Here is a 26989-nt window from a genome sequence, read left to right as displayed (position 1 = left end):
CCGAGCAGCGGGGTCCGCTACTGCGCCGGCGGGTTCTCGTGCAGCCGCCACAGCGGGTTGACCGGACCGTGGCCCTGTCCGAGGTCGTAGGCCCACTCGAGCGACTTCGTGACCCACTCCTTCGCGAACTCGACGGCCTCGGGCACCGACCTGCCGTGCGCGAGCGCGGAGGCGATGGAGGCGGCGAAGGTGTCGCCGCCGCCGTGGTCGTTGCCCGTGGCGATGCGCGGCGCGCTGAACTCGAGGAACCGGTCGCCGTCGAACAGCAGGTCGGTGCTGGTCTCGGAGCTGCGCAGGTGCCCGCCCTTGACGATCGCCCACTGGGCGCCGAGCGCGTGGAGGGCCTCGGCGGCGCGGCGCGCGGACGCGTCGTCGACCACCTCGATGCCCGTGATCAGCCGCACCTCGTCGAGGTTGGGGGTGACGACGGTGGCCTGCGGCAGGAGCACGTTCCGGATCGCGTCGAGCGCGTCGGCGTGCACCAGGGGGTCGCCGTGCATGGACGCGCACACCGGGTCGACGACCAGTGGCACGGGCCGGTCGCGGCCGATGCCGACCTCGGTGCACACCTCGGCGACGGCCTCGATGATCCGGATGGACGGCAGCATGCCGGTCTTCGCCGCCGACACGCCGATGTCCTCGACGACGCACCGCACCTGGTCGGCGACCGTGGCGGCGGGGATCTCGTGGAATCCGCGCACGCCGACGGAGTTCTGGACGGTCACGGCGGCGACCGCCACGCACGCGTGCACGCCGCACATCGCCATGGTGCGGGAATCGGCCTGGATACCGGCTCCGCCACCGGAATCGGTGCCGGCGATCGTCAGTGCTCGAACCGGGGTCTCGCCTCGGGGCGACAGGGGCAGAAGTTCCACGCGGTCACCCTACCGAGGGTGTGCTCGGTCACCTTCGGGTGGCGTCGCCGACCCGACTCGTTGCGACATCGAACGGTCGGGTGCGCGATCCGCTCCGCAGGTGCTCTATAGTGGCGTAGGTCACAGTTGGATCACGCAGCACCCCCTGGAGGCGCTCATGAACACGAGCTCGCCGAACCTCGACGTGTCGGACAACGCCGACCAGAACAGGTTCGAACTGCGCCTCAACGGGGATCTCGTGGGCATCCTCGGCTACTACGACTTCGAGCGCGCCACCGCACCGAACCGGCCGGTCGTCGACTTCATGCACACGGTCATCGTCGAGGACTTCGGACACCGCGGCCTCGCCGCCGTCCTCGTCGGCGGATCGCTCGACCTCGCCCGCAGGCGCGGCTGGCGCGTCCGCCCGGTGTGCACCTACGTGCAGCGGTTCCTCACCGCGCACCCCGAGTACAACGACGTCGTCGTGCCGCTCGCCTCGGCGCGCCGGGCCTGACCCGGGATCAGTCGGCGAGGTCGACGACGACGGGGGCGTGATCGCTCGCGCCCTTGCCCTTGCGCTCCTCGCGGTCGATCCCGGCGCCGGTCACCCGGCTCGCGAGCGCCGGGGAGCCGAGGACGAAGTCGATCCGCATCCCCTGCTTCTTCGGGAAACGCAGCTGGGTGTAGTCCCAGTAGGTGTACACCCCGGGGCCGGGCGCGTGAGGGCGCACGACGTCGGCGAAACCGGCGTCCATGAAGGCGTGGAAGGCGTCGCGCTCCGGCTGCGAAGTGTGGGTCTTGCCCTCGAAGAAGGACGGGTCCCACACGTCCTCGTCGGTGGGAGCGACGTTCCAGTCGCCGACGAGCGCGATCGGCTGCTCGGGATCGGCGGCGAGCCAGGACTGCGCGTCGGCGCGGAGCTTGGCCAGCCAATCGAGCTTGTAGGTGTAGTGCGGGTCGTCGAGCTCACGGCCGTTGGGGACGTACAGGCTCCACACCCGCACCCCACCGCAGGTCGCGCCGATGGCGCGGGCCTCGAGCGCCGGATCCACCTCGGGATCCTTGGAGAAGCCGGGCTGGTCCTCGAAACCGATCTGCACGTCGGCCAGGCCGACCCGGGAGGCGATCGCCACCCCGTTCCACTGGCTCAGCCCGACGTGCGCGACCTCGTAGCCGAGCTCCTCGAAGCGGGCGTAGGGGAACTGCTCGTCCTTGCACTTGGTCTCCTGCATCGCGAGCACGTCGGTGCCGGTTCGCTGCAGCCAGTCGCAGATCCGGTCGGCGCGGGCACGGACGGAGTTCACATTCCAGGTAGCAAGACGCACACGCCCACTGTAGGCGACCTATCCGACGGGTTCGGTCACGTACCGGCAGCGGTGATGGTCGATGAAACCCAGCCCCCGGCCCAGTGCTCTCGTCGCCGTGTCGTCCTCGTCGACCTGCAGGTAGGCGTGGGTCGCGCCGCGCTCGCGGGCCCACCGCAGCAGCGCCCCGCACACGAGCGTGCCGAGACCCTGGCGGCGGTGTTCGGGGGCCACCTCCAGATCGGACAGTCCCACCCAGCGCCGGCCGTCGGGGGCGTCGGTGATCGCGGCGCGACCGATCGCGAGGGGCGTCCGCCCGGGTGCGCCGATGCGACCGAAGCCGAGGGTGCCGCCGGCGACGGTGCGGAGCACGCCCCGGGCGGCCTCGCCACCGCGGTGGAGGGCGAGCCAGTCCGCATCGGGACCGTCGCCGATCGTGACCGGTGTCTGCCCGGGCGGCAGCGGCACGTTCTGCAGGTCGGCGCCCATCACGAGCAGCGACGCGGAGGCCGGCCAGTCGGCGGGAACACGGGCGAGCCGGTCGGGCACCCGCAGCCGCAGCGGCAGTCCTCGCGCCGCGAACCAGGCCCGCAGCCGCGCCCGGACCTCGGGATCGGCGGGGTCGGCCACGGTGCCCCGCTCACCCAGCGGGGTCGCCGAGTCGGTGTCGCCGCCGGCCCCGCCGCCGGAGCGGACGAGCCAGCCGTCGACCCAGTCGAGTTCGAGTCCCGGCCGGCCCGCCGCCGCGGCGTGTTCGAGCGCGCGGATCTCCGTGACACGGATCGGGCGGGCGGACAGCGCCTTGAGCGCGACCACCGAGCCCGGCGCGACCTGCATCACCCGGCCGTCGGCCGTGCGCACCGCCACCACCGGCTCGAGGGACACCAGTTCCCCGATGACGTCGGTCATCGGGTGGCTGTAGCCGGCCGGCAACCGGTGCCGCAGCACCACGCGGGTGCCGAGCGGGATCGGGGCGGCGGGGCGTTCGGGGCTCATTCGGTGCGGGACCGTCGACGAAGACGGATCAGTCCTCGTCGTCGTGGCCGAAAGGGTCCTCCACCGAGCCCGGCAGCCAGGTCAGGCCCGGCACACCCCAGCCGGCGCGCTTGATGGTCTTCTTGGCGGCGCGCGCGTTGCGGCCGATCAGCACGTCGACGTAGAGGAAGCCGTCGAGGTGCCCGACCTCGTGCTGCAGCATGCGGGCGAAGAAACCGTGGCCCTCGATCTCGATCGGCTCGCCGTTCTCGTCCGTGCCGGTGACCTTGGCCCACTCGGCGCGGCCGGTGGGGAAGTTCTCGCCCGGCACCGACAGGCAGCCCTCGAGGTCGTCCTCCGGGTCGGGCATGGTCTCGGGGATCGCGGACGTCTCGAGGACCGGGTTGATCACGACACCGCGGCGGCGGGTGACCTTGCCGGAGTCGTCGCGATCGGGGCAGTCGTAGACGAACAACCGCTTGGCCACTCCGACCTGGTTGGCGGCGAGACCGACCCCGTTGGCCGCGTCCATCGTCTCGAACATGTCGCGGATCAGATCGGCGAGTTCGGCGGGTGACTCCGTCACCGGTTCGGTGGGGTTGTGCAGGACTGGGTCGCCGACGATGACGATCGGAAGAATGGCCATGGTGAGACAGGATAGTGCGCCCGACCGGTGCCGTTCTCGGACCGGTACGTGTCGGGACCCCGTGCTTGAATGACTTCCCGTACGGAGCAGGTGGCCGTGTCATCGGCACGATCCGAGGCAGTCATCGGCACGATTCGAGGTATTGGAGGAGGACATGGACGGCGTCGCAGCGCAGAGCGACGGTCTGTTCGAGGCCGTCTCCCCGGTGGGCGCCGCGGCCCCGCAGGGTGAGGACGCGCAGCAGCCCGCCGACGACGAGAACGGCCTGAGCCGCCGCGACCTCGACATCCTCGCCTTCGAACGGCAGTGGTGGAAGTACGCCGGTGCCAAGGAGGACGCCATCAAGGAACTCTTCGGCATGTCCGCGACCCGCTACTACCAGGTGCTCAACGCCCTGGTCGACCGTCCGGACGCGCTCGCCGCAGATCCCATGCTGGTCAAGCGGCTGCGCCGGCTGCGGGCCAGCCGTCAGAAGGCCCGCGCGGCCCGGCGCCTCGGCTTCGACACCCGCTAGCACCCCCGTGCTCCGGCGGCCCGCCGCCCCGACACGCGGCCCGGCGGCGCCGTCACCCCCGCGCGGGCAACTATGGTCGAGACCGTGAGCCGAACCTCCGAGAATCCCAACCGCGCGCCCGCCGCGTCGGGACCGCCCCTGCGGGCGTTCGCGATGGTGCTGATCTCTCTGGCGATCCTGTTCGCCGGGCTCGGATTCGCGTCGCTGGGTGGTTCCGACGACGATCCCGCCACCTCCGCCGCGCCCGACACGAGCACCACGACGGCCACCTCGGCCGCACCGAACGGTGCCGCGGCCCCCACCTCGCGGGCGGCCGGTGCCCCGGGCGCGGCGACCACCTCGACGTCGGCCCCGGCCTCCGGTGCCCCGACCTCCGGTGCCCCGACCTCCGGTGCCACGGTCTCCGGCGCCGCGACGAGCACCGCGTCGCTCGCGGGCACCACCGCCACCGCCACCGTGCGGGTGTTCAACAACTCCGACATCGCCGGCCTGGCCGCGCAGACCGCCGGCTATCTCGCGGACGAGGGTTTCGTCGTCACCGAGACCGGCAACTACAGCGAAGGCCTCCTCACCCAGACCTCGGTGTTCTACGGCACCTCGCCGGGTGAGCAGCAGACCGCGGAGGCGGTGGCCGAAGCACTCGGCGTCACGGCGCAGCCGCGCTTCGAAGGGATCCGCGACGCCGCTCCCGGTGTCATCGTCATCGTCACCTCCGGATAGCCCGGGACGGTTGCGCCCCGACACGCCTCGAGGCCTTCCGGGGCCCCGGTTATGATCGGGTGACTTTTCGGCACTTCGAAGGAGCGGTTTGATGGTCTCCAGTTCCACCCGTCGCATGTCCTGGCGTGCTCTGGCCCCGATCGTCGCGATCGCTGCGGTGGGCCTGACCGCGTGCTCGAACTCCGAGGAACCGACGACCGAGGTGGGTACCACGCCGCCGGTGTGGACCGGGGCCGCTGCTCCGGCCTCCGAGGGCCACGGCGACGACCACGGCACCGAGCCCACCGCCGCCGGTGCGGCCTCGTCCGCCACGCTCACCGCCGAGCTGGAGACCGTCACCGGTGACTCCGCCGGCACCGTCACCTTCGTCGAGCACGGCGACGACGTCGAGGTGACCATCGAGGTCGAGGGCCTCGAGCCCGGCTACCACGGCGTGCACATCCACGAGTTCGGCCGTTGCGAGGCCGAGTCCGCGCCGCCGGCCGGTGGCGAGCCCGGCGCGTTCCTGTCCGCGGGTGCGCACCTGCAGGCCGGTGGCAACACCTCCGTCCCGGAGAGCGGCGACCTGGTCTCGCTGGTCGTCCGCGAGGACGGCAGCGCCACCGCGACCGTCACCACCTCCGCCTTCTCCCTCGAGGATCTGCAGGACGAGGACGGCGCCTCGGTGATCGTCCACCAGGACAACCTCGGTGCGCGTCTGGCCTGCGGCGTCGTCGAGTAATCGGGACGGCATCCGACCGCCCACGTAATTCCAGCCACAGGGCCCCGCAGATCGTCTTCGGTCTGCGGGGCCCTGTGGTTGGATCGAGACGTGGCAGTCGCGTTTCCGGGTTCGCCCCGCCCCACACTCGGTGTGGAATGGGAGATCGCTCTCGTGGACAAGACCACTCGCGATCTCTCCAACAGCGCGGCGGTCGTCTTCGACGAGGTGAAGGCGATCGCGGGGGAGACCCCGCGGTTGACCAAGGAATTCCTGCGCAACACCGTCGAACTCGTCACCGACGTCCACGACACGGTCGCCGAGGCCGTGGACGACCTCACCGAGTCGCTGTCGCTGCTACGCCGCGCCGCGGACCCGTTCGGTGTCGACCTCATGTGCGCCGGCACCCACCCCTTCGCGCAGTGGACCGACCAGATCGTCACCTCCTCCCCGGACTACGACGAGATGGTCGACCGCACCCGCTGGTGGGGACGGCAGATGCTCATCTGGGGCGTGCACGTGCACGTCGGCGTCTCGTCGGCGGAGAAGGTCATCCCCATCCTCAACGCGATGCTCGTGAAGTATCCGCACATGCTGGCGCTGTCGGCGTCCTCCCCGATCTGGGCCGGTTACGACACCGGCTACGCCAGCAACCGGGCGCTGATGTTCCAGCAGCTGCCCACTGCCGGTCTGCCCTACCACTTCGCCGACTGGGCGCAGTACGCGCAGTTCATCGACGACCAGCTCCGGTCCGGTGTCATCAGCCATCCGGGCGGCATGCACTGGGACATCCGGCCCGCCCCGAAATGGGGGACGCTCGAGGTCCGGGTGTTCGACGGCATCACCAACCGTGCCGAACTGTCCGCACTCGTGGCGTTCGTGCACTCTCTCGTCGTGTACTTCGACGAATGTCTCGAACGCGGCGAGGAGTTGCCGGTGCTGCAGCCCTGGCACGTCAAGGAGAACAAGTGGCGCGCGGCCCGTTACGGCCTCGACGCCGAGGTGATCCTCGATCCGGCGTGCACCGAACGGCTCGTCACCGACGATCTCGACGACCTGCTCGAGCAGATCACCCCTACCGCGCGGCGGCTCGGGTGCGAGGACGAACTCGCGAAGGTCGCGGACATCCCGGTGCGGGGAGCGTCCTACCAGCGGCAGCGGCGCATCGAGGAGGAGACCGGCGGCGATCTCGTCGCCGTGGTGGACTCGCTGGTGCAGGAACTGCGCGACTGAGCCTTCCGCTCGGCCGGTTCCGGTCAGGCGTCCTCGTCGAGCAGACCGTCGCGGCCGAGCTGCTCGCGGTAGGCGACGCGGCCGATGCGGTGGGCGATCACCGGTGCGGTGAGCACCATGAACATGCCCGCCAGCGCCATCAGCCAGATGTCGACCGAGCCGCGCAGCGCGATCATCGCCCCGCCGAGCACGAACAGCAGACCCACCACCTGCGGTTTCGTCGCGGGATGCATGCGGGACAGGGTGTCGCGGAAACGCACCACGCCGATCGCGGCGGTCAGTGAGACGAGTGCCCCGATGAGGATCAGGACATGCGCGAAGACGTCGAGGATCGTGCTCACTGGTCGTCACGCACCCGGAATCGTGCGACGGACACCGACCCGATGAACCCGACCAGAGCCAGCGCGGCGGTCGCGGGGAGGACGGTGGTGTCGCGGGTGTACACCGCCCAGACCGCGATCCCGCAGATCCCCAGGGCGAGCAGCGCGTCGACCGCGACCAACCGGTCCAGGGAATTCGGGCCCGCGACCATGCGGTAGGTGATCAGGAGCGCCGCCGCGAACAGCAGCGTCCCCGAGATCGTGAGCATCACGGTCACGTCAGTTCCTCCGTTCCGCTGCGCCACGGGCTGGCCTGCCATTCCGACTCGCGCTCGAACGTGTCGACGAGGAGCCGTTCGATCAGCCGCGCCGACCGGTAGAAGTCGGCGACGGCCCGGTCGGTGCTCACGTCGAGGACGTGCACGTACACGATGCGGCGGGCCTGGTCGATCTCGAGGACCATGGTGCCGGGGATGTTGTTCATGATGTCCGTCCACAGCGTGAGCACCAGGTCGGACTTGATGGTCAGCCGGCAGCGCAGCACCCCGGTCACCGGCGGCGGGGCGGGCCGGACCGCCAGCCACGCCACGTTGATCGTCGACCGGATCGTCTCGACGAAGATCACCCCGCCGAGCCGCAGCGCGGACATCACGTGCAGACGACCCTCGACGGGCACCCGCGGCAGCGGCAGCACCGTCATGATCAGGATCGACACGACCAGGCCGCCGAGGACGTTCGCGATGCTGAAGGTGCCCCACAGCAGCATCCACACCAGGGTCATCCACCCCAGCACGAACAACCGCAGAACGGTGGAGCGTTTCATCATCCCTGCTCACCCCCCAGCACGGCCTCGATGTAGACGGAGCGGTCGCGCAGGTTCGCCGCGGCCCGGTTGCTGATGTCCAGGAGCGGGCCGGCGAACACCGTCAGCGACACCCCGATCACGACCAGCCACACCGTCGGCACGAGCATCGCCGCGGGCATCCGCCCCACGTCGGGGCGGTCCTCGAAGGAGATGTCGGTGGCGGACTCGTCGATCAGCGCGGACGGGCCGATGTCGGCGAGGTCGCCCTCGGGGGCGTCGGCGCGGGCCCGCCAGAACGCCTTCGTCCAGATGCGGGCCACGACGTAGAGGGTGAGCAGGCTGGTCACGACACCGCCGGCGACGAGCACCCAGGCCAGCACCGAACCGTCCTCGGCGCCGGCCTGCAGCAACGCGACCTTGCCGATGAAACCGGAGAAGGGCGGTATGCCGCCGAGGTTGAGCGCCGGGATCAGGAACAGGATCGCCAGCAGCGGACTCATCAGGGCGAGGCTGCCGAGGCGCCGCAGCGACGCCGATCCGGCCTGTCGTTCGATCAGGCCGACGACGAGGAACAGGGTGGTCTGCACGAGGATGTGGTGGCCGACGTAGTAGACCGCACCGGCCAGGCCGGTCTGCGACGACAACGCCACCCCGAAGATCATGTAGCCGATGTGGCTGACCAGGGTGAACGACAGCAGACGCTTGATGTCGTTCTGCGCGATGGCGCCGAGGATGCCGACGATCATCGTGAGCAGACCCGCGACGAGCAGGACGTCGTCGAGCTCCCCGCCCGGGAACAGCAGGGTGTGGGCGCGGATGATCGCGTACACACCGACCTTGGTGAGCAGACCGGCGAACACCGCCGTGACCGGCGCGGGCGCGGTGGGATAGGAGTCGGGCAGCCAGGACGACAGCGGGAAGACAGCGGCCTTGATGCCGAAGGCGACGAGCAGCACCCCGAAGATCGCCACCCGGGTGCCGGGGGCGATGTCGTCCATGCGGACGGCCATCTGCGCGAGGTTCAGCGTGCCGGTGGCGGCGTAGGCGAGGGCGATGCCGATGAGGAACACCAGCGACGACACCATCGAGACCATCACGTACGAGACGCCGGCGCGGACACGGTCGGCGCTCGCCCCGAGCGTCAGCAGCACGAACGACGCGGCGAGCAGCACCTCGAAGCCGACGAACAGGTTGAACAGGTCGCCGGCGAGGAAGGCGATGTTGACGCCCGCGGTCAGCGCCAGATAGGTGGGTAGGAAGATCGACACCGGCTGCTGCTCGTTGCCGTCGTGGATACCCTGCCCGACGGCGAACAGCATGACCGACAGCAGCACGATCGCCGAGACCAGCAGCATCAACGCAGCGAGGCGGTCGAGGACGAGCGAGATGCCGATCGGCGCCTCCCACCCACCGATCTGCAGGACCGCGATGCCGTCGGCGTCGGCGTAGTACAGCAGCGCCACCGCCACGACGAGCGAGGCGACGAGCGCCGCGACGGTGACCCACCGCTGGGCGCGCGGGCGGCGGCCCAGGATGAGGGTCACGGCCGCGGCGAGGAGGGGGATGAGGACGGGCAGGGGAATGAGGTGTGCGGGGCCGAGGTTCATCGGCGGTCCTCCTTCCCGCTCGTCGCGTCGTCCTTGTCGTCGTCCCCGCCGGCCTTCCCGGCCTCGGTGTCCCTGCCGGCCTTCCCGGCCTCGGTGTCCCCGCCGGCCTTCCCGGCCTCGGTGTTCCCGCCGGTGCCCTCACCGGGGTCGTCCGGGTACTGCGTGTACGCGGAGTCGGTGGGATCGTCGAAGTCGCCGTCGTGCAGGTCCTCGTAGACCTCGAGGTCCTCGATGTTCTTGAGCTGGTCGAGCGGGATCGGATTACCTGCGGCGTCGAACGCGTCGCCGCTCTTGCTCGGCTCGCCGGTGAGCGGGTCGTCGGACCGGTCGCGCGAGGGCAGATCGGCCAGCCGACGCCGCTGCGACACCAGGGTGTCCTCGGGGTCGTTCTCGACCTCGTCGCGGGCACGGAAGGTGTAGGACCGGTAGGTCAGCGCCAGCACGAACGCCGCGACACCCATCGTGATGACGATGGCGGTGAGGATCATCGCCTGCGCCAGCGGGTCGGCCATGCCCTCGTGCAGGTCGCTGCCGGTGCCGATCACCGGGGCGCGCCCGGCCGGGCCGCCGAGGGTGAGCACCAGCAGGTTGATGCCGTTGCCGGCCAGCAGCAGGCCCAGCAGCATCTTGATGATGCTGCGTTCGAGCAGCAGGTAGACGCCGGCGGCGACGAGCACCGCGACGATGCCCAGCAGCGTGAGGTTCGCGCTCATCGGGTCTCACCCACGTTCTCGGCGTCGAGACGGGCACCGAGACTGCGGAGCACGTCGAGGATCAGGCCGACGACGATGAGGTAGACGCCGAGATCGAAGAACAGGGCCGTGACGACCTTGATGTCGCCGAGAACCGGCAGGGTCACCTCGAGGACCGCCGACGACAGTGCCGGGGCGCCGAGGAACATCGACACCAGCGCGGTGCCGGCTGCGAAGGTCAGGCCGAGGCCGAGGATCTTTCCGGCGTCGATGGGAACCGCCTCTCCGAGCTCGTAGCGTCCTCCGGCGAGGTACCGCAGCACGAGCGCCAGACCGGCGACGAGACCGCCGGAGAACCCGCCACCGGGTGCGTTGTGTCCGGAGAAGAAGAAGTAGACCGACAGCACCATCATCGTCGGGAACACCAGACGGGTGGTCACCTCGAGGATGAGGGAGCGGTGCCGCGGATCGATGAGGTCGCCGCCGAGCAGCCAGGTGGTCTCGTTGCTGGAGGACAGCGCGTCGAGCTGCGCGGCGGGCGCGTCGGCGACGCGGGGTGCGCTGCCGAACCGGCGGGTGCGGAACACCAGGCTGGCCACGCCGGTCGCGGCGACGAGCAGCACCGAGATCTCGCCGAGGGTGTCCCAGGCGCGGATGTCGACGAGCAGGACGTTGACGACGTTCTTGCCGTGACCGCCGTAGTAGGCGGCGTCGGGCAGCAGCACCGAGACCGGTTCGGCGGAGCGGGCGACCACGGCGAAGGCGCCGAGCCCGGCGACCGCCAGACCCACCACGATGCCGAGGAGGGCGCGGGCCGGCTTGCTGCGCGCCACGGAGCTCGGATCCACCTCGGCCGGCAGCTTGCGCAGCACCAGCACGAACATCACCAGCGTGACGGTCTCGACGAGGAACTGGGTGAGCGCCAGGTCGGGGGCGCCCTGCAGCGCGAACAGCACGCCGAGGCCGTAGCCCGTCACACCGACGACGAGGACGCCGCCGAGGCGGTTGCGCAGCACCGTCGCGGTGATCGCGGCGACCACGATGATCACGCCCACCGCGAGCTGCCACACCGAGTCCCAGGGCCGCGTCGCGGGCATCGCGCTCATCCCGAAGAAGAGCATCAGGGTGGTGGGCAGCAGTACCAGCGTGATGAGGATCGTCGCCTGCGTCAGCGGCAGCGAACCGCGCTGCAGGAAGGCCGTCAGGCGCAGCGAGAGGGTGTCCATGCCGCGCAGCGTCGCGTCGTACATGCGGTCGGCGTTGCCGAGCGGCGGGTGCTCGAAGCGCAGCCGGGCGATGGTGCGGTGCGCGAGATACAGCGCGATACCACCGGCGATCACCACGGCCGTCAGGCCCAGCGGCAGAGTGAAGCCGTGCCACAGCGCGAGGTGGTAGGGCTTCGCCAGGTCGGTCGGGAGGGTGTCGGCGTAGGGGCTGATCAGGTGGTCGATCCACGGCGCCGCGAAACCGGCGGCCAGGCCCGCGAAGGCGAGGATCGTCGGCGCGGTCAGCAGCAGCGCACCGGGGGCGTGCATGCCCTCCACCGCCGGGCTCGGGCGCTTGAGCTGCTTGCGGCCGAAGGCGCCCCACACGAACCGGATGCTGTAGGCGAGGGTGAGGATCGAGCCCACCACGATGCCCGCGGTCGTCACGATGCGCGCCCACTCCGGGAGCACCACCGCGACCAGCTCGGATTCGAGCGCGGCCTCCTTCGCGACGAACCCGAAGAAGACGGGCAGGCCGGCCATGCTCGACGCCGCCATGATCGCGAGGACCGCCAGGAAGGGGGCGGCCTTGCCGAGGTGCGCGAGCTTGCGGATGTCGCGGGTGCCGGTGGCGTGGTCGATGATGCCGACGATCATGAACAGGCAGGCCTTGAACATGGCGTGCGCGATCATCATCGCGATGCCGGCGAGGGCCGCCTCGCGGCTGCCCGTGCCGACCAGCGCGGTGAGGAAACCGAGCTGGCTGACGGTGCCGAAGGCGAGGATGAGCTTGAGGTCGAAGGCGCGGAAGGCCCGCCAGCCGGCGAGGATCATCGACGCCAGGCCGAGACCGATGACGATGGGTTTCCACGCGGGGCTGTCGGCGAAGCCGGGTGCCAGGCGCGCGACGAGGTAGATACCGGCCTTGACCATGGCCGCGGCGTGCAGGTAGCCGGACACCGGGGTGGGGGCGGCCATCGCGCCCGGGAGCCAGAAGTGCAGCGGCACGACCGCGGACTTCGACAGGGCACCGACGAGGACGAGGACGATCGCCACCCCGGCGAGCCATCCGTGCGGGGCCGTGGCCACGACGTCGGAGAGGTTGTAGCTGCCCGCCAGCTCTCCGAGGACGATGATGCCGACGAGCATCGCGAGGCCACCGGCGGTGGTGACGAGCAGGGCCTGGGTGGCGGCGCGGCGGCTCGAGGCGCGTTCGGCGTAGTGCCCGACCAGCAGGAACGACAGCACCGAGGTCAGTTCCCAGAAGGTGTAGAGCAGCAGCATGTTGTCGCTGACGACCAGGCCGAACATCGCACCGGCGAAGGCGACCATCTCGGCGGCGAAGAGCCCGAGCCGGGGTTCGTCGTCCTCGAAGTAGCGGGAGCAGTAGAGCAGGATCAGCGCGCCGATACCGAGGACCAGCACGCACATGATCGACGCGAGGGTGTCGAAGCGCAGGTCGAGGTCCATCGACAGGGTCGAGGCCCAGGTGATCTGCACCCGCTGCTCGGTGCCCCAGTGCGCGACCACCCAGCCCAGGCTCGCGAGCGGCACCAGCGCCAGCGGTAGGAACGCGTTTCTCCCCATGACTCTGACCAGGGGCGGCGCCAGAAGTGCGGCGACCGCGTGGGCGACGAGTATGGCGAGCAAATGGCACTCCGTCGGGGTCGGGCCTGTCGGCGGGGTGAAGCTGATCGGCTGTTCGCCTTGCTGTCCACACAGCGCACGGCACACCGCCGAAACGGGGAACGCCCCGACATGCACGCCGCTCGCCATCGGGCAAAACGGATGTGACCATCCTAACGGCAGTCTTCACAGACTTGCGAATCGGGGGGTTGCGAGGAATTCGCTAGCGCACCTGCCAGGCGCACACCGAGGCGGTGGCGACCAGCGCGAGAACGACCCACTTCGGATCGGCGGGCATCACCCACACCGCGCCGATCACCGCGGCCATCGGCACCGGCAATGCCAGACCCAGCGCGGCCACCGACGTCGACCCCGGCAGCGACGCCCCGAGCGCCAGTCCCGTCCCGAGCGCGACGAGCGCGGCCCGCACCGCCAGCGGGATCCCGTCGCCGATCTCGTCCGGCCACCACACCGTCGCCGCCGTCACCGCCGCCGCGAGCAGCAGGCCGGGTAGCGCGTAGGGCATGTAGCCGGCCAGCCGCACCCCGGCGACCACCGCGGCGACCACGACGAGCAGCACCCACCACGGCATGATCGACGTCTGCATGCCCGACCACACCTCCGCGACCATCGGATAGGACGCGGCCAGGGCACCGGTGACGGTGAGGACGAACCGGTCGTCACCCGGCGCCACGACCCGCGCGGTGATCTCGGCGCCGACGACGGTGACGGTGAGGGCACCCCCGACGATCAGCCAGGACAACAGCCCGGCGCTCGTCGCCCGGTCGGACACCAGGTCGCCGAGCAGGAGGTAGCCCACCGACAGGACGGCCGCCGCCCCGATCGCCATCGCGAGCAGGCGCGGATCGGCGCGCTGCACCCGCATCCCGACGGGAATCGTCAGCGCCGCGGCGAGGGTCGCGACGAGCGCGACGACCAGCGTCCACTGAGGCACCGTCCACCGCACGACCTCGAACGGGATCTCGGTGCCGACGGCCGCGGCGACGAGGAAGGCGGACCAGCCCCCGGCGACGAGCACCCACTGGCCGTCCGGGGACCCCCAGGCCGCGGCGGTCGCGGCGCCGAGCAGCACACCGGTCGTCGCGGCGACCACCAGACCCATGACGGTGAGGGTGTCGGCCGAGGCGTCGGCGGGGACCAGATAGCGGACCGAGGCCAGCACCACCACCGCGCCGGCGGCCAGCGCCCACGCGGTGCGCCGCGACCCGGTGCGTTGCAGACCCGCCGCCGCGAGCACGGCCAGGACCGCCGAGACGACGGGCCCGGCCTCGCTGCGGGTCGCAGCAGGTAGCACGGACTCACCGATCGCGAGGACGAGCACGGCGACACCGGCGGCGAGGAAGGCGGCGAGGACCGCTGCCGGCCCGGCGACCCGGACCGCGGTGGAAGCCGACACGTCAGCGGCCCTCCGCGTACGCCTGCAGGTGCGCGACCTGCACCGGATCCAGCGACGGCCGCACCTTCTCGCGGGCGACGGCGACGTCCTCGGCGGTGACCACCGCGGCGTCGACGTGCCGCCGCATCGCGGCGAGGGCGGCCTCCCGCAGCAGCGCCGAGCAGTCCGCCGCCGAATAGCCGTCGAGGTCGGCGGCCAGGGCGGCGAGGTCGACGTCCTCGGCGAGCGGCACCGACCGCCCGGCGGTCCGCAGGATCTCCGCGCGCGCCTCCTCGTCCGGCGGCGGCACGAACACCAGCCGCTCGAGCCGGCCGGGACGCAGCAGGGCCGGGTCGATCAGGTCGGGGCGGTTCGTCGCACCCACCACCACGACGTCGCGCAACGGTTCGACACCGTCGAGCTCGGTCAGCAGCGCGGCGACCACCCGGTCGGACACCCCCGAGTCCGAGCTCTGGCCGCGGCGCGGCGCGAGGGCGTCGACCTCGTCGAGGAAGACGAGGGCGGGTGCGGAGTTGCGGGCACGCTGGAACAGCTCGCGCACCGCCTTCTCGGAGGCACCGACCCACTTGTCCATCAGCTCGGCGCCCTTGACGGCGTGGACGCTCAGGCGCCCGGTGCCGGCGAGCGCCCGCACCAGATAGGTCTTGCCGCAACCGGGCGGGCCGTAGAGCAGCACCCCGCGCGGCGGGTCGACGCCGAGCCGGGCGAACGAGTCGGGATGCTGCAGCGGCCACAGCACCGCCTCGGTGAGGGCCTGCTTGGTCTCGACCATGTCGCCGACGTCGTCGAGACTCACGCTGCCGATGGCCAGCTCTTCGGTGCCGGAGCGGGACAGCGGCCGGATCACCCCGAGTGCCCCGATCAGGTCGTCCTGCGTGAGGACGGGGTCCTCCGACTCGCGGCTCGCGCGGGACGCCGCCCGCAGCGCGGCCTCGCGGCACAGCGCGGCGAGGTCGGCGGCGACGAAACCGGGGGTGCGCCCGGCGACGGCGGTGAGGTCGAGGCCGTCGGCCGGGACGGAGCGCAGTAGCACGTCGAGCAGGGCCCGGCGGGTGGCGCCGTCGGGCAGCGGCAGCGACAGTTCGCGGTCGCAGATCTCGGGGACGCGCAGCCGGGGGTCGACGTCGTCGGGATGCGCGGTGGTCGCGATCAGCACCGCACCGTCGGTGTCGACGACGCGCCGCAGCTCGTCGAGGATCAGCGTCGCGACCGGATCGGCGTCCGCGGGCAGGAGCGCGTCGACGTCGGTGAGCAGCAGGATCCCGCCGCTGCGGACGGTCTCGGCCGCAGCTGAGACCCGCCGCAGCCGGTCCTCGGCGGCGAGGGCTCCGACGCTCGGGCCGTCGACCTCGACGAGACGGCGCCCGGCGACCACCGAGCGGACGAAGGTCGCCTTGCCGACCCCGGCCGGGCCGGTGACCAGCACCCCCAGGTGCGGGGAGGCGTTGAGGGTGCGCAGCAGTTCGGGTTCGTCGAGGGACAGCGTCAGCCACTCGGTGAGCTTGGCGACCTGCGCCTGCACCCCGACGAGATCCTCGACGGCGGGCGCTGGTGGGCCGGCCTGCTCCGGCGCCGGTGCGTAGGCCGGGGTGGGCGTGGGAGCGGGGGAGGAGACGAGCGGCACGCCGGCACCGCCCCAGACCACCGCGGTGTTCGGCTGGACGCTGACCGGACCGGCGGGATCGACGGCGGCGACCGTGAGCAGTTCGGTGGTCCACGCGACCGCGAAGGTCCGCGACAGAGCGCGCGTCGTCTCGGCGTTGCTGGTGCCGGGACCGAGATCGCGCGGCAGCAGCGACACCGCATCGCCTACGGTGAGGACCTTGCCGAGCAGCGCCTGCCGCAGGGTGGTCTCGGGGATCGACTGGCGCGCGAGAGCGGAGCCGGTGACGGTGACGGTGCGGGCGCCGTGGACGGTGACGGGTTCGACGACCACGGTGGCGTCCTCCCGCAGACCGGTGTTGGACAGCACCACGTCGTCGAGCAGGATCGTGCCGGTCGGGGTGCCGGCCGGAGCGTACCCGGCGACCGCCGCGGTGCGCCGCGCCCCCACCAGCGCGATGCCGTCCCATTCCCGCAGGCCCAGGGCGGTGAGCGCCTCGGGGTGGAGGCGGACGACCCCGCGTCGGGAATCGGCGGCGGACGTGTTGAGTCGGACGGTCAGCGCGAGTTGTCGGGTCGTCACCTCGCCGAGCCTAGAACGTGACTACCGTCCGCGCGGGCGACGCAGCCCCAGACGCGCCTGGGAGCGTGTCGTGGTGTTCACGCGCCGCACACCGACGCGGCGGGGGCGCTCGGCCCGGTTGCGGGCGCGGATCGCGCGCCGCTCGGCGGGCTTGATGTCCCAGGTCTCGGGCCGGGCCGCCACCCAGCGGCGGGAGCGGATCGCGAACGGGATGTGCGCGAGGTACACCGCGACCAGCACCAGCAGGAGGATGTACGGATAGGTGACCAGCGCCGCGGCGGCCACGGCGACCAGCACCAGCAGCAGCACGGCGAGCCGCGCCGGCACCGACGCCGACTTCATCGCGTAGGTGGGGATGCGGCTGACCGCCAGACCGGCGGTGCCGAGGATCCACAGCACGACCAGCCCGTAGGAGGTCCACCAGCCGTCGCCCCACTGGATGTACGCGGCGACCGGCGCGAGCGCGACGAGCGCCGCCGCGGGGGCGGGGACGCCGACGAAGAACTCGCGGGAGTAGGCGGGGACGCTGTCGTCGTCGATGAGGGTGTTGAACCGGGCGAGCCGCAGCACCAGGCTCACGGCGTAGAGCAGGGCGACGACCCAGCCGAAGGGGCTGCCGTCGAGCATCGTCACGTACAGCACCAGTGCCGGTGCGACACCGAAGGCGACGGCGTCGGACAGCGAGTCGAGCTCGGCGCCGATCTTGCTGGTCGCGTCGAGCATGCGTGCGACCCGGCCGTCGAGCGAGTCGAGCACGGCTGCGGCGCCGACCAGGCCGAGCGCGGTGCCGAGCTGCCCGTCGAGGGCGAAGCGCACCGCGGACAGTCCCGCGGAGAACGCGAGGATCGTGATCACGCTCGGCAGCAGCCGGACCACCTTGGGACGATTCCGGTTCGGGCCGTCGGTGGCCGCGGCACGCGAACCCGTCGTGTGGGGGCTCACGACACCGACGGCAGCTGGGCGATGACGGTCTCGGCGCCGATCGTGCGCTGACCGCGCTCGACCAGCAGCGTGCTGCCGGGCGGGAGGTAGGTGTCGACGCGCGAGCCGAAGCGGATCAGGCCGTAGGTGTCGCCGATGGGCAGCGTGTCGCCGACCTTCGCGTCGTTGACGATGCGCCGCGCGAGGAGACCGGCGATCTGGACCACGGCGACCTCCGCGCCGTCGCGGGTCTCGAGCAGCATGCTGGTGCGCTCGTTGACCTCGCTCGCGTCGGCGAGATCGGCGGACAGGAACTTCCCCGGGGTGTGGACGACCTGGCGGACGGTGCCGCCGACCGGGCTGCGCTGCACGTGCACGTCGAGCACGGACAGGAAGATGCTGACGCGGCGCCGCGGCTCGTCGCCGAGACCGAGTTCGGCGGGCGGGACCGCGCTGTCGACGAGGGCGACCTCACCGTCGGCGGGTGCCACGACGACCCCGACCCGGTTCGGCGGGACTCGGTGCGGGTGCCGGAAGAACGTTGCGGTCGCGAGGGCGGAGGCCAGGCCGGCGCGACGCACCCACGACCTGCGGCGGCCGAGTGCCGCCACCGCCAGGGGTGCTGCGACGAAGGGGATCCCTGCGGGGTGCATCGGCGGGATCGCGTGCCGGACCAGGTCGACGACGTGGGCTACACCGCCGGTGGGAGGGGTTCCGGCGGGTGTCGGCTTTCGTGCCACGGGCTCCTCTTATCGCTGGAGATCTGTGTACTGCGGACCGGGGGTCCGCAGGCACTCCAGCGTACGTGAGCCGAAAACGGAAGGTCAGACCCTCGCGCTCGCCTCGATCTCGGTCTTGAGCCGCGCGAGGGTCGCGTTCATGCCCGCCGTCAGTTCGTCGTCGAACGCCTCGGTGCCCCCGAGAACGTACTTCACCAGCGTCTGCGAGACCTTGCTCGTCCCGGTGGGTGCCTCGCGGCGCTGCACCACCCGGGTGCCGGTGGCGGTGGGTTCGAGTTCGAACGACCAGATGGTGCGGTTCTCGTTGATGCGGAAGCGCAGGCGCCGGGCCGGTTCGAAGGTGACGACCTTGGCGGTGGTGGGCCAGACCAGCAGTCCCTTGCGGTTGATGTTGATCGTGGTGGTGCCTTCGGTGACCGGTCCTCCGCGGACGATCATCCGGCGGCACTGCGGGCTCCACTCGCCCATCCGCTTCAGGTCGGACACCACCGCCCACACGGCCTCGGGGGATGCGGCGATCTCGATCGTGGCCTCGAGGGTCTTCGACACGGGTACTCCTGTTCCAGCGGTCGGTCGTACACCAGGTGTCTGCTACTGGAAGTAACAGAATCGACGACGATCCTAGCGGAGTATGTGAACGGCGTCACGCGCGACGGCCGCAGTGGGGGTACGGTGCGCCCCGGTGGACCTGTGCGCCGTGCGTGAGCGGCCCCTCGAGGCCCAGGCCGGTGCGCACGGCCAGCACGAGACCCCACGGCACGATCACCCACACCGGCCAGAAGTAGACGAACGAGCCGGTCCCGAGCGACACCAGAGCCCACACGACGAGATTCACCGAGCCGGCGGCGAGCCAGCCGCCCCATTCGATGCGCTGGTGCAGCGGCAGCCCCGCGAACGTGCGCCGGGTCCTGCCGGCGGTGCTCGGGGCGGCGGAACGGGGTGCCCGTGCCGGGGAGGGATCGGCCGAGGGGAGGTCGGCGAGGACGGTGTCGGCCTCCGCCCGGGTGCGCGCCCGGTAGACGGTGGCCACGCGGTCGTCGAACTCGGAGATCGTCAGGCGCCCGGCCGTGAGGTGGGTGCCGAGCTCGTCGACCAGTCCTGACCGCTCCTCGTCGGAGATGCGCAGGGGCGAGGCCGGAGTGTTCGGGGCGGCGGACAAGGGTTCCATGATGCCCTCCGGATCTTCCACAGTGGAATGTCGCCTGATTCCAGGGTGGATGTGCCACAGTGGAATGTCAACCCCTTTCGGTGTCGGATCGGGAAAGGTGCCCGGATGACCGCTCGGCCCCTCAACGCGACGGCGGCGTCGCTGCTCGGGTTCCTGCACGAAGGACCCATGACCGGCTGGGATTTGGTGTCGATCGCGCAGGCCCGCATCGGCAAGTTCTGGTCGCTCACCACCAGCCAGGTCTACCGGGAACTCGCGGCGATGGAACGCGCCGGCCTGATCGAGGCGGGGGAGAAGGGGCCGCGCGACCGCAAGCCCTACGTGCTCACCGATGCCGGGCGACTCGCCTTCGCCGAGTGGATCGACCGGGAGCCGGGCGCCGAGAACATCCGCTACCCGCTGCTGCTCACCGTCGCCTTCGGCGACCACCTGCACCCCGAACGCCTCGCGGCGATGCTCGCCGCCCACCGGAGGAGTCACGAGCAGCAGCTCGCGGAGTACGAACGCGAACTCGCCGCCGGGTGGATGCCCCCGCACGGCGCCGCCACACTCGAATTCGGGATCCTCTACGAGCGGGCGGTTCTCGAATGGTTCGAGCGTGTCGGTGACCGGCTCGGCCTCGACCCGGCAGCGACCGGAACCGACCCGGCCGGGGCCGTCAGCGCAGCGGATCGAACGACCGCAGCAGCGGATCCGGCTCTCCCGTCACAGCGCCGGCGAGCAACCGGCCGGTGAGCGGCCCGAGCGCCACACCCCACATGCCGTGGCCGCCCGCGACGAACACCCGTTCCGATCGGGTGCCGCCGATCAGAGGCAGGCCGTCGGCGGTGCACGGCCGCGAACCCACCCACTCCTCCCGGCGGGCGTCCCAGTCGATGCCCCGCAGCAGCGGGCGGGTGGCGTCGACGATCGCGCGGATCCGCCGCGGATCCAGCGGGGTCTCCGGCGCGCGGAACTCCATCATCCCCGCGATCCGGAAGCGGTCCTGCAGCGGCGTGCACGCCACCCGCTGCGCCGGGAAGTAGACCGGATTCTTCGGCATGCTCTCCGGCAGCACACTGAAGCTGTAGCCGCGACCGGCCTGTACCCGGGTACTCACCCCGAACGGGCGGGCGAGCGCGTTCAGCCACGCCCCGGTCGCGAGCACCACCGCGTCGGCGGTGTGGTTCTCTCCGTCGTCGACGAGCACCTCGACGCCGCGGCCGGTGTCCCGCACGTCGTGCACCTCGGCGCCGGCGACGATCTCGCCGCCGCGTGCCCGCACCGACTCGGCGAGCGACTCGACGAACCGCGGCGGGTCCACGTAGCGCTGGCCGCGGATGCGGATACCCACCCGTACCTCGTCGCCGAGCAGCGGCTCGAGCGAGTGCAGCGTGTCGGTGTCGAGCAGGTCGAAGTCGATCCCGTTGCCGGCGGCCCGTGCGTGTTCGAACTCCTCGACCAGCAACCGGCGGTCGTCGTTCGAGGTGAACGCCGCCAGGAACGGATCGGCGACCCGCGTCGGTTCGGCGACCGCCCCCTCGGGGCTGCGGGCGAGATCGTCGTAGGCGTCGAGCGCGAGGCGGTTGGCGCGCGCGAACACCTCCATCGCCGACGTCCAGCGCCGGGTCGTGCAGTGCCGCGCGAAGTCGGCGAGGAAGGCCAGCAGTTTCGGATCGGCGGTGGGCGGCACGTACACCGGGGACGACGACCGGAACATCGAGCGGAGGCCGTACCGCAGCACCCCCGGCTCGGGCAGCGGCAACGTGAGGGCCGGCGCGATCCACCCGGCGTTGCCCCACGACGCGTCGGCCGCGACTCCCTTCCGATCGAGGACGGTGACCTCGACGCCACGGTCCTGGAGGAACCACGCGGTGGACAGTCCGACGATCCCCGCACCCACGACCACCGTTCGACGAACAGTCATTGCAACCTCCCTCGACGACGGGCCTGCATCTCCATCATGGACCGGAAGCACGCTTCGGGCCGGGTCTCGACGACGACCTACTATTTCGGAGGAAGTTCTGCTTGTGGAAAGGGAACCCAGGATGAGTACGAACGTCGAACAGCGTGAGTTCCAGGCCGAGACCCGACAGCTGCTGGATCTGATGATCCACTCGATCTACTCGAACAAGGACACCTTCCTGCGCGAGTTGATCTCCAATGCGTCCGACGCTCTCGACAAGCTCCGGCTGGAATCCTTCCGGGACAAGGATCTCGACGTCGACATCTCCGATCTCCACATCGAACTCGAGGTGGACAAGGAGGCCCGCACCCTCACGGTCCGCGACAACGGCATCGGCATGACCCGCGACGAGGTCGTCGATCTCATCGGCACCCTGGCGAAGTCGGGCACCGGGGAGCTGCGCCAGAAGCTGAAGGAGGCGAAGGACGCCGCGGCCTCGGAGGAACTGATCGGCCAGTTCGGCATCGGCTTCTACTCGTCGTTCATGGTCGCCGACAAGGTCACCCTCGTCACCCGCAAGGCGGGGGAGAAGACCGGCACCCGCTGGGAGTCGAGCGGCGAGTCCACCTACACCATCGCCGACGTCGACGACGCCCCGCAGGGCACCGCGGTGACCCTCCACCTCAAGCCCGAGGACACCGACGACCACCTCTACGACTACACCTCGCAGTGGAAGCTCGAGGAGATCGTCAAGAAGTACTCGGATTTCATCTCCTGGCCCATCCGCATGGAGGTCCAGCGCACCACGAAGTCCGAGGACGGCACCGACGAGGTGAGCTTCGAGACGAAGACCCTCAACTCGCAGAAGGCGCTGTGGGCGCGCCCGAAGGACGAGGTGTCCGAGGAGGAGTACAAGGACTTCTACAAGCACATCGCCCACGCCTGGGACGAGCCGCTCGAGATCATCCCGCTCAAGGCGGAGGGCACCTTCGAGTACCAGGCGCTGCTGTTCATCCCCGAGCACGCACCCTTCGACCTGTTCGCGCGCGAGCGCCGCACCGGCGTCCAGCTGTACGTCAAGCGCGTGTTCATCATGGACGACTGCGAGGACCTCGTCCCCGAGTACCTCCGCTTCGTCAAGGGTGTGGTCGACGCACAGGACCTGTCGCTCAACGTATCCCGTGAGATCCTGCAGCAGGACCGGCAGATCCGCGCCATCCGTCGCCGCCTCACGAAGAAGGTGCTGTCGACGATCAAGGACATGGCGGTCAACGACCGGGACAAGTACGGGAAGTTCTGGCGCGAGTTCGGCCGGGTCCTCAAGGAGGGCCTGATCTCCGACACCGACAACCGCGAGACCCTGCTCGAGATCTCGTCGTTCGACTCCACCGCGAGCGAGGAGGAGCAGACCACCCTCGCCGCCTACGTCGAACGGATGAAGGAGGGGCAGGACGCGATCTACTACCTCACCGGCGAGTCGCGTCAGCTGCTCGAGAGCTCCCCGCACATGGAGGCGTTCCGCGACAAGGGCATCGAGGTGCTGCTGCTCACCGACCCGGTCGACGAGATGTGGGTGACCTCGGTTCCGGAGTACCAGGGCAAGCGTTTCCAGTCCATCGCCAAGGGCGAGGTGGACCTCGGCAGCGAGGACGAGAAGAAGGCCGCCGAGGCCGAACGCGAGGAGAAGGAGAAGGAGTTCGGCGACCTGCTGTCGTGGATGAAGGAGGCGCTGAAGGAACAGGTGAAGGACGTGCGGCTGTCCTCGCGCCTGACGACCTCGCCCGCCTGCATCGTCGGCGACACCTTCAGCATGTCGCCCGCGCTCGAGCGCATGTACAAGGCGTCGGGTCAGCCGGTGCCGCGCGTCAAGCGCATCCTCGAACTCAACCCCGGCCACCCGCTCGTGACCGGGCTGCGCACTGCCCACGCCGAGCGTCCCGACGACACCTCGCTCGCCGAGATCGCGGAACTGCTCCACGGCATGGCCCTCATCGCCGAGGGCGGTGAGGTGGAGGATCCGGCGCGGTTCACCCGCATCCTCGCCGAGCGTCTCGCCGGCACCGTCTGACGTGCCCGTGCGGGGCGGCTAGTCTCGACACATGGCAGGCGTGGACGGTGTGCTGTTCGATATCGAGGGTGTTCTCGTCACGGAGTGGCAGCCCGTCCCGGGCGCGGCGGACGTCATGGCCCGGCTGCGGGCCGACGGGATCCGGCGCGCGTTCCTGACCAACACCACCTCGCGGACCCGCGTCCGGATCGCGCAGAGCCTCACCGATCTCGGGATGCCGGTCGATCCCGACGAGATCGTCACCGCCGTCTCCCTCACCGCCGAGCACGTGCAGCAGACCTATCCGGGTCAGCGGTGCTGGGTGCTCAACGACGGCGATATCGCCGAGGATCTCGACGGGATCCCGCTCGACGACACCGATCCCGAGGTCGTGATCCTCGGCGGTGCGGGCGACGTGTTCGGTCACCGGGCGATCAGCCGCGTCGCCGATCTCATGCTCGACGGGGTGCCCGTGGTCGCGATGCACCGTGCGCTGTCGTGGCAGGCGTCCGACGGGCTGCGCGTCGACACCGGGGTCTATCTCGCCGGGCTCGAGGAGCTCACCCGCCGCTCGGTCGTCACGGTCGGCAAACCGTCGATGCGCGGCTTCCTCGTCGCGGCGGAGCGCATGGGTGTCGAACCGGATCGGATGGTCGTCGTCGGGGACGATCTCGCCGGCGAGGTGCTGCCCGGTCAGCGGCTCGGTATGACGGGAATCCTGGTGCGTACGGGCAAGTTTCGGCAGTCGGTGCTCGACCTCGCGGTCGAGCGGCCGAACCACGTCCTCGATTCCGTGGCGGATCTGCCGGAGCTCCTCGCGCGTCTGTGACATGCGCTCTCGCGCGCGCGGGGTGTGGTCGGTACCCTACGCCCGGGGGTCAGCCCTCGTCTCGCCGCCGCATGCCGCGTGGGGCACTTCCAGCGCAGAGGAGCCGTTCTTGTCCATTCGTTCCTTCCGTTCCCTTCTCACCGCCCGCCGCTCGCTCCGTGCCGGCGTGCTGGTCGCCCTGGGCGTGGCCTCGGCCGCGGTCCTCGGCACCGGGACCGCCGCGGCGGCGCCGGTGACGTGCGTGTCGCCGCCCTCGCCGAACGAGATCCTCGTGTCCGAGACGGCCAGCTGCGGCGCGACCGCCACCGACGCCTTCGCCCGCTCCTACGCGGCCGACAGCGGCACCGCGGTGTCGGTGGCCGAGTCGGCCGGCGCCGCGGAGGCCCACGCGACCGGTTTCGGTACCGCCCTGAGCGCGGCGCGCGGCGGTGGCCGTTCCTTCGCCTACGCGCTCGGCGGCGGCCTGAGCCACTCGTGGGCGGAGGGCCCGGCGATCACCCTGTCCGTGGCGGGCTGGGGTTCGGGTGCGACGGCGGACACGACGGGCGTGACGTGCGTGGGTGCGCAGTCCTTCGCGGTCAACACGGCGACCGGTCGGTGGTGCGCCCTCGGGCTGGGGTCCACCCTGCGCTGATCGGCCCGGATCCGCGGATTTCGTGACGGGGGTGGTGGGTGCCTGTAATCTTGCACTCACCACCCCCGAGTGCTAAGAATGCACTTAGCACTCGCAACACGTGAGTGCCAGGTCGGTAGGGTGAGACCGGGTTTTCGACACCCCTGGTCGTCCGTCGCGGGCACTGCTTCCGGCCGAAGGCGTACATGGAGCGATCCGACGAGCGATCGCTCCGGTGTCACCCCCATACCCGGAGGATCACTTCGCAATGGCCAAGATCATCGCGTTCGACGAAGAGGCCCGTCGCGGCCTCGAGCGTGGCCTCAACAGCCTCGCCGACGCAGTCAAGGTGACGTTGGGCCCCAAGGGTCGCAACGTCGTTCTCGAGAAGAAGTGGGGCGCTCCCACGATCACCAACGATGGTGTGTCCATCGCCAAGGAGATCGAGCTCGAGGATCCGTACGAGAAGATCGGCGCCGAGCTGGTCAAGGAAGTTGCCAAGAAGACCGACGACGTCGCGGGTGACGGCACCACCACCGCTACCGTGCTCGCCCAGGCGCTCGTCCGCGAGGGTCTGCGCAACGTTGCTGCGGGTGCCAACCCCCTCGGCCTGAAGCGCGGCATCGAGAAGGCCGTCGAGGCCGTCACCGCCAAGCTGCTCGACACCGCCAAGGAGGTCGAGACCAAGGAGCAGATCGCTGCCACCGCCGGTATCTCGGCCGGTGATTCCGCGATCGGTGAGCTCATCGCCGAGGCCATCGACAAGGTGGGCAAGGAAGGCGTCATCACCGTCGAGGAGTCGAACACCTTCGGCCTCCAGCTCGAGCTGACCGAGGGCATGCGCTTCGACAAGGGCTACATCTCCCTCTACTTCGCCACCGACGCCGAGCGTCAGGAGGCGGTTCTCGAGGATCCGTACATCCTGCTCGTCAGCTCCAAGATCTCCTCGGTCAAGGACCTGCTGCCGCTGCTCGAGAAGGTCATCCAGTCGGGCAAGCCGCTGCTGATCATCGCCGAGGACGTCGAGGGTGAGGCTCTGTCCACCCTGGTCCTCAACAAGATCCGTGGCACCTTCAAGTCGGTCGCCGTCAAGGCTCCGGGCTTCGGTGACCGCCGCAAGGCCATGCTCGCCGACATCGCCATCCTCACCGGTGGCGAGGTCATCAGCGAAGAGGTCGGCCTCTCCCTCGAGACCGCCGGCATCGAGCTGCTCGGCCAGGCCCGCAAGGTCGTCGTCACCAAGGACGAGACCACCATCGTCGAGGGCGCGGGCGACCCCGACGCCATCGCCGGCCGCGTCAACCAGATCCGCGCCGAGATCGAGGCGTCGGATTCGGACTACGATCGCGAGAAGCTGCAGGAGCGCCTCGCCAAGCTGGCCGGCGGCGTCGCCGTCATCAAGGCCGGTGCTGCGACCGAGGTCGAGCTCAAGGAGCGCAAGCACCGCATCGAGGACGCCGTCCGCAACGCGAAGGCTGCCGTCGAGGAGGGCATCGTCGCCGGTGGTGGCGTGGCCCTGCTGCAGGCCGCTCCGGTTCTCGACGACCTCAAGCTGGAGGGTGACGAGGCCACCGGTGCCAACATCGTCAAGGTCGCCCTCGAGGCTCCGCTGAAGCAGATCGCCTTCAACGCCGGCCTCGAGCCCGGCGTCGTCGCTGAGAAGGTCCGCAACCTCGAGGCCGGCCACGGCCTCAACGCTGCGACCGGAGAGTACGAGGACCTGCTCGCTGCGGGCATCAACGACCCGGTCAAGGTCACCCGCTCGGCGCTGCAGAACGCTGCGTCGATCGCGGCTCTGTTCCTGACCACCGAGGCCGTCGTCGCCGACAAGCCGGAGAAGGCTGCCCCCGCGGCCGATCCGACCGGCGGCATGGGCGGCATGGACTTCTGATCCGCCCCTAGCGCCACACGAGGCCCGATCCCGTCACGGGATCGGGCCTCGTGCCGTCTCGGCAGCCCCTGCACCGGACCTTCGGACCG

Annotated in this window: 27 protein-coding genes; 10 read left to right on the top strand and 17 right to left on the bottom strand. The window is 70.7% G+C overall.

Going from position 1 to position 26989, the window contains the following annotated elements:
- Nucleotides 1-17: 17 nt before the first annotated feature.
- A complete protein-coding gene (gene thiD, locus OED52_RS16770) occupies nucleotides 18-875 on the bottom strand; it encodes a bifunctional hydroxymethylpyrimidine kinase/phosphomethylpyrimidine kinase (protein ID WP_264151973.1) in 858 nt (285 codons plus the stop codon).
- Between the two features lie 157 nt (nucleotides 876-1032).
- On the opposite strand from thiD, the gene OED52_RS16765 reads away from it, so the two are divergent.
- Nucleotides 1033-1371, top strand: a complete 339-nt coding sequence (locus OED52_RS16765) for a GNAT family N-acetyltransferase (RefSeq protein WP_264151972.1) — start codon at nucleotides 1033-1035, stop codon at nucleotides 1369-1371.
- 7 nt (nucleotides 1372-1378) lie between these two features.
- Here OED52_RS16765 and OED52_RS16760 read toward each other — a convergent pair whose 3' ends face one another.
- Genes OED52_RS16760 through OED52_RS16750 form a run of 3 tightly spaced genes read right to left on the bottom strand, consistent with a single transcriptional unit; the run spans nucleotide 1379 to nucleotide 3782 of the window.
- Nucleotides 1379-2182, bottom strand: coding sequence for an exodeoxyribonuclease III (locus OED52_RS16760; protein WP_264151971.1), 804 nt, complete (start codon nucleotides 2180-2182; stop codon nucleotides 1379-1381).
- An 18-nt stretch (nucleotides 2183-2200) separates the two neighbouring features.
- On the bottom strand, nucleotides 2201-3157 hold the full coding sequence (locus OED52_RS16755; protein WP_264151970.1) for an N-acetylglutamate synthase, CG3035 family: 957 nt from the start codon (nucleotides 3155-3157) through the stop codon (nucleotides 2201-2203).
- A 28-nt stretch (nucleotides 3158-3185) separates the two neighbouring features.
- Complete coding sequence (locus OED52_RS16750) at nucleotides 3186-3782, bottom strand: peptide deformylase (RefSeq protein WP_264151969.1); 597 nt, start codon at nucleotides 3780-3782, stop codon at nucleotides 3186-3188.
- Nucleotides 3783-3936: 154 nt separating this feature from the next.
- Here OED52_RS16750 and OED52_RS16745 point away from each other — a divergent pair, with 154 nt between their 5' ends.
- The 4 genes from OED52_RS16745 (at nucleotide 3937) to OED52_RS16730 (ending at nucleotide 6949) form a co-directional block, all read left to right on the top strand.
- On the top strand, nucleotides 3937-4296 hold the full coding sequence (locus tag OED52_RS16745; protein WP_264151968.1) for a DUF3263 domain-containing protein: 360 nt from the start codon (nucleotides 3937-3939) through the stop codon (nucleotides 4294-4296).
- Between the two features lie 72 nt (nucleotides 4297-4368).
- Entirely contained in the window at nucleotides 4369-5016 is a 648-nt protein-coding gene (locus tag OED52_RS16740; protein WP_264151967.1) for a LytR C-terminal domain-containing protein, read from the top strand.
- A 91-nt stretch (nucleotides 5017-5107) separates the two neighbouring features.
- Nucleotides 5108-5737 carry a superoxide dismutase family protein gene (locus OED52_RS16735; protein WP_264151966.1) on the top strand — a complete coding sequence of 210 codons (630 nt, stop codon included), beginning with the start codon at nucleotides 5108-5110 and terminating at the stop codon, nucleotides 5735-5737.
- A 90-nt stretch (nucleotides 5738-5827) separates the two neighbouring features.
- Nucleotides 5828-6949, top strand: coding sequence for a glutamate--cysteine ligase (locus OED52_RS16730; protein ID WP_264151965.1), 1122 nt, complete (start codon nucleotides 5828-5830; stop codon nucleotides 6947-6949).
- A 23-nt stretch (nucleotides 6950-6972) separates the two neighbouring features.
- On the opposite strand, the gene mnhG is transcribed toward OED52_RS16730, so the two are convergent.
- The 12 genes from mnhG to OED52_RS16670 form a co-directional block, all read right to left on the bottom strand.
- Nucleotides 6973-7290, bottom strand: a complete 318-nt coding sequence (gene mnhG, locus OED52_RS16725; RefSeq protein WP_264151964.1) for a monovalent cation/H(+) antiporter subunit G — start codon at nucleotides 7288-7290, stop codon at nucleotides 6973-6975.
- A complete protein-coding gene (locus OED52_RS16720) occupies nucleotides 7287-7547 on the bottom strand; it encodes a monovalent cation/H+ antiporter complex subunit F (RefSeq protein WP_264151963.1) in 261 nt (86 codons plus the stop codon). The genes mnhG and OED52_RS16720 overlap by 4 nt, the downstream gene beginning before the upstream one ends.
- A complete protein-coding gene (locus tag OED52_RS16715; protein ID WP_264154738.1) occupies nucleotides 7544-8092 on the bottom strand; it encodes a Na+/H+ antiporter subunit E in 549 nt (182 codons plus the stop codon). The genes OED52_RS16720 and OED52_RS16715 overlap by 4 nt, the downstream gene beginning before the upstream one ends.
- Nucleotides 8092-9681 carry a Na+/H+ antiporter subunit D gene (locus OED52_RS16710; RefSeq protein WP_264151962.1) on the bottom strand — a complete coding sequence of 530 codons (1590 nt, stop codon included), beginning with the start codon at nucleotides 9679-9681 and terminating at the stop codon, nucleotides 8092-8094. Before OED52_RS16710 ends, OED52_RS16715 begins: the two co-directional genes overlap by 1 nt.
- Nucleotides 9678-10394 (bottom strand): Na(+)/H(+) antiporter subunit C, encoded by a 717-nt coding sequence (locus tag OED52_RS16705; protein WP_264151961.1) that lies wholly within the window; start codon nucleotides 10392-10394, stop codon nucleotides 9678-9680. The genes OED52_RS16710 and OED52_RS16705 overlap by 4 nt, the downstream gene beginning before the upstream one ends.
- Nucleotides 10391-13228, bottom strand: coding sequence for a Na+/H+ antiporter subunit A (locus tag OED52_RS16700; RefSeq protein WP_264151960.1), 2838 nt, complete (start codon nucleotides 13226-13228; stop codon nucleotides 10391-10393). Before OED52_RS16700 ends, OED52_RS16705 begins: the two co-directional genes overlap by 4 nt.
- Before the next feature lie 199 nt (nucleotides 13229-13427).
- A complete protein-coding gene (locus tag OED52_RS16695) occupies nucleotides 13428-14621 on the bottom strand; it encodes a hypothetical protein (protein WP_264151959.1) in 1194 nt (397 codons plus the stop codon).
- Between the two features lies 1 nt (nucleotide 14622).
- Complete coding sequence (locus tag OED52_RS16690; protein WP_264151958.1) at nucleotides 14623-16806, bottom strand: AAA family ATPase; 2184 nt, start codon at nucleotides 16804-16806, stop codon at nucleotides 14623-14625.
- Between the two features lie 21 nt (nucleotides 16807-16827).
- On the bottom strand, nucleotides 16828-17748 hold the full coding sequence (locus tag OED52_RS16685) for a CDP-alcohol phosphatidyltransferase family protein (RefSeq protein WP_264151957.1): 921 nt from the start codon (nucleotides 17746-17748) through the stop codon (nucleotides 16828-16830).
- Entirely contained in the window at nucleotides 17745-18467 is a 723-nt protein-coding gene (locus tag OED52_RS16680; protein ID WP_264151956.1) for a phosphatidylserine decarboxylase, read from the bottom strand. The genes OED52_RS16685 and OED52_RS16680 overlap by 4 nt, the downstream gene beginning before the upstream one ends.
- A gap of 84 nt (nucleotides 18468-18551) precedes the next feature.
- Nucleotides 18552-19016, bottom strand: a complete 465-nt coding sequence (locus OED52_RS16675) for an SRPBCC family protein (RefSeq protein ID WP_264151955.1) — start codon at nucleotides 19014-19016, stop codon at nucleotides 18552-18554.
- Between the two features lie 94 nt (nucleotides 19017-19110).
- Nucleotides 19111-19635 carry a DUF1707 SHOCT-like domain-containing protein gene (locus tag OED52_RS16670; RefSeq protein ID WP_264151954.1) on the bottom strand — a complete coding sequence of 175 codons (525 nt, stop codon included), beginning with the start codon at nucleotides 19633-19635 and terminating at the stop codon, nucleotides 19111-19113.
- A gap of 105 nt (nucleotides 19636-19740) precedes the next feature.
- Between OED52_RS16670 and OED52_RS16665 the strand changes: the two genes are divergently transcribed.
- On the top strand, nucleotides 19741-20370 hold the full coding sequence (locus tag OED52_RS16665; protein WP_264151953.1) for a PadR family transcriptional regulator: 630 nt from the start codon (nucleotides 19741-19743) through the stop codon (nucleotides 20368-20370).
- Here the strand turns inward: OED52_RS16665 and OED52_RS16660 are convergent.
- Nucleotides 20294-21541: an NAD(P)/FAD-dependent oxidoreductase gene (locus OED52_RS16660; protein WP_264151952.1), complete on the bottom strand. Its 1248-nt coding sequence runs from the start codon at nucleotides 21539-21541 to the stop codon at nucleotides 20294-20296. The genes OED52_RS16665 and OED52_RS16660 overlap by 77 nt on opposite strands.
- Nucleotides 21542-21662: 121 nt before the next feature.
- Between OED52_RS16660 and htpG the strand changes: the two genes are divergently transcribed.
- The 4 genes from htpG (at nucleotide 21663) to groL (ending at nucleotide 26900) form a co-directional block, all read left to right on the top strand.
- Nucleotides 21663-23588, top strand: coding sequence for a molecular chaperone HtpG (gene htpG / locus OED52_RS16655; protein WP_264151951.1), 1926 nt, complete (start codon nucleotides 21663-21665; stop codon nucleotides 23586-23588).
- A gap of 31 nt (nucleotides 23589-23619) precedes the next feature.
- Nucleotides 23620-24396 carry an HAD-IIA family hydrolase gene (locus OED52_RS16650; RefSeq protein ID WP_264151950.1) on the top strand — a complete coding sequence of 259 codons (777 nt, stop codon included), beginning with the start codon at nucleotides 23620-23622 and terminating at the stop codon, nucleotides 24394-24396.
- A 109-nt stretch (nucleotides 24397-24505) separates the two neighbouring features.
- On the top strand, nucleotides 24506-25030 hold the full coding sequence (locus tag OED52_RS16645) for a DUF6764 family protein (protein WP_264151949.1): 525 nt from the start codon (nucleotides 24506-24508) through the stop codon (nucleotides 25028-25030).
- Between the two features lie 247 nt (nucleotides 25031-25277).
- On the top strand, nucleotides 25278-26900 hold the full coding sequence (gene groL / locus OED52_RS16640) for a chaperonin GroEL (RefSeq protein WP_264151948.1): 1623 nt from the start codon (nucleotides 25278-25280) through the stop codon (nucleotides 26898-26900).
- Nucleotides 26901-26989 lie beyond the last annotated feature (89 nt).

This window comes from Rhodococcus sp. Z13 (assembly GCF_025837095.1).
Classification (GTDB): Bacteria; Actinomycetota; Actinomycetes; order Mycobacteriales; family Mycobacteriaceae; genus Rhodococcus; species Rhodococcus sacchari.
Note: the sequence above shows the minus strand (reverse complement) of the source record. Positions and strands in the feature narration are given on the sequence as shown.

Excerpts from the sequence above, each read along its gene's own strand:
- OED52_RS16765 (WP_264151972.1), top strand. The coding sequence starts at position 1,033 with ATGAACACGAGCTCGCCGAACCTCGACGTGTCGGACAACGCCGACCAG.
- OED52_RS16755 (WP_264151970.1), bottom strand. The coding sequence starts at position 3,157 with ATGAGCCCCGAACGCCCCGCCGCCCCGATCCCGCTCGGCACCCGCGTG.
- OED52_RS16750 (WP_264151969.1), bottom strand. The coding sequence starts at position 3,782 with ATGGCCATTCTTCCGATCGTCATCGTCGGCGACCCAGTCCTGCACAAC.
- OED52_RS16745 (WP_264151968.1), top strand. The coding sequence starts at position 3,937 with ATGGACGGCGTCGCAGCGCAGAGCGACGGTCTGTTCGAGGCCGTCTCC.
- OED52_RS16740 (WP_264151967.1), top strand. The coding sequence starts at position 4,369 with ATGGTCGAGACCGTGAGCCGAACCTCCGAGAATCCCAACCGCGCGCCC.
- OED52_RS16735 (WP_264151966.1), top strand. The coding sequence starts at position 5,108 with ATGGTCTCCAGTTCCACCCGTCGCATGTCCTGGCGTGCTCTGGCCCCG.
- OED52_RS16715 (WP_264154738.1), bottom strand. The coding sequence starts at position 8,092 with ATGAAACGCTCCACCGTTCTGCGGTTGTTCGTGCTGGGGTGGATGACC.
- OED52_RS16710 (WP_264151962.1), bottom strand. The coding sequence starts at position 9,681 with ATGAACCTCGGCCCCGCACACCTCATTCCCCTGCCCGTCCTCATCCCC.
- OED52_RS16705 (WP_264151961.1), bottom strand. The coding sequence starts at position 10,394 with ATGAGCGCGAACCTCACGCTGCTGGGCATCGTCGCGGTGCTCGTCGCC.
- OED52_RS16670 (WP_264151954.1), bottom strand. The coding sequence starts at position 19,635 with ATGGAACCCTTGTCCGCCGCCCCGAACACTCCGGCCTCGCCCCTGCGC.
- OED52_RS16665 (WP_264151953.1), top strand. The coding sequence starts at position 19,741 with ATGACCGCTCGGCCCCTCAACGCGACGGCGGCGTCGCTGCTCGGGTTC.
- OED52_RS16660 (WP_264151952.1), bottom strand. The coding sequence starts at position 21,541 with ATGACTGTTCGTCGAACGGTGGTCGTGGGTGCGGGGATCGTCGGACTG.
- htpG (WP_264151951.1), top strand. The coding sequence starts at position 21,663 with ATGAGTACGAACGTCGAACAGCGTGAGTTCCAGGCCGAGACCCGACAG.
- OED52_RS16650 (WP_264151950.1), top strand. The coding sequence starts at position 23,620 with ATGGCAGGCGTGGACGGTGTGCTGTTCGATATCGAGGGTGTTCTCGTC.
- groL (WP_264151948.1), top strand. The coding sequence starts at position 25,278 with ATGGCCAAGATCATCGCGTTCGACGAAGAGGCCCGTCGCGGCCTCGAG.